1 protein-coding gene and 1 pseudogene are annotated in these 1,163 nt (G+C 66.5%); one reads left to right on the plus strand and one right to left on the minus strand.

From position 1 onward, the window contains the following. A pseudogene (locus tag EN984_RS35390) lies at nucleotides 1–492 on the minus strand (MFS transporter); the annotation flags it as partial. Between the two features lie 181 nt (nucleotides 493–673). Here EN984_RS35390 and EN984_RS35395 point away from each other — a divergent pair. Next, nucleotides 674–1,163: aquaporin (locus EN984_RS35395; RefSeq protein ID WP_127384394.1), on the plus strand; the 490-nt coding region annotated here is incomplete at its 3' end.

The raw sequence follows: 1,163 nt of genomic DNA on the forward strand, positions 1-1,163 counted from the left end.
GGCCTGCAAGGTGTTGACCCTGAGGTCGAGCGGCGGGCGCGTTTCCCGCGCGGCGCCCTCGTCGGCCCAGGTCGAGCCAAAGGCTCGCTCGAAAAGCGGCGCGCACCAGTCCGGAACATCCGCCCGCACCGCGGCCGGCGCATCGTCAAGCCGGCGTTCGGCGATGGCCTGAAGCTCGGCGGCGGTCAGCAGCGGCGGTGCGAACTTGTCGCCATCGAGCGCCTCGTTGAGCGATTGTGCCGTCTGGCGCCATTCGAGCAGCAGCGCGCCGAAGCCGATGGCGCGCGGCGTGTCCTGCCCCAGCAGCCAGCCGGCGGAACGCTTGTGGCGCAAGGCGTCATAGACGATGTTGCCGATCGCCGCACGGTCGCCGCCGCCGGCGAAGCGATGCGACAGGCCCCAATCCTTCAGCGCGTCCGCCACCGGCCGGTGGCGCCGGCCGATGTCTTCCAGCACTTCGATGGCCGCAGCCAGCCGTCCGCCCAGTCGCATGGTCTTGTTCCGTCACGCAGAAAATTATTCCGGCCCTGCTCTAGAGCGCGCAACCGGCGCGCACAAGCAGGTCGGCCTGCACAACCGCTCTGCTTTCCAACTTTTCTGGTTGCGAATACTCTTCCGGTTGTGATTCGCGGCGCGCAAAGGTGGACCGGCGGATCGACACGAGGAGAGGGCAATGAAGACTTATCTGGCGGAAGTTCTAGGCACATTTCTATTGGTGTTCATCGGTACGGCTTCTGTGGTGACGGGCGGCTTCGGCGGCGCGCTGCCGCTCGGCCAGGAAGGCATCGGTCTGGCGTTCGGCATCGGCCTCATCGCGGCGGCCTATGCGATCGGCCCGATTTCGGGCGCGCATCTCAACCCGGCGGTGACGCTCGGCGTCTTCCTTGCCGGCCGGCTGCCGGCCAAGGACGTGATCCCCTACTGGATCGCGCAGGTCATCGGCGGCGTCCTTGCTTCGCTGGCGTTGTGGATCATCGTTTCCGGCCAGGTTGGCGGACACACCACCGGCTTCGGCGCCAATGGCTGGGATGTGACGAAATGGGGTGTCAGCTCGGCATTCCTGTGGGAAGTGATCGGCACCTTCACCTTCGTCACCGTGATCCTTGGCGTCACGGCTGAAAAGCACTCGACGGCGTTCGCCGGACTGGTCATCGGCCTGACGC

Source organism: Mesorhizobium sp. M7A.F.Ca.CA.004.12.1.1 (genome assembly GCF_003997835.1).
Taxonomy (GTDB): domain Bacteria; phylum Pseudomonadota; class Alphaproteobacteria; order Rhizobiales; family Rhizobiaceae; genus Mesorhizobium.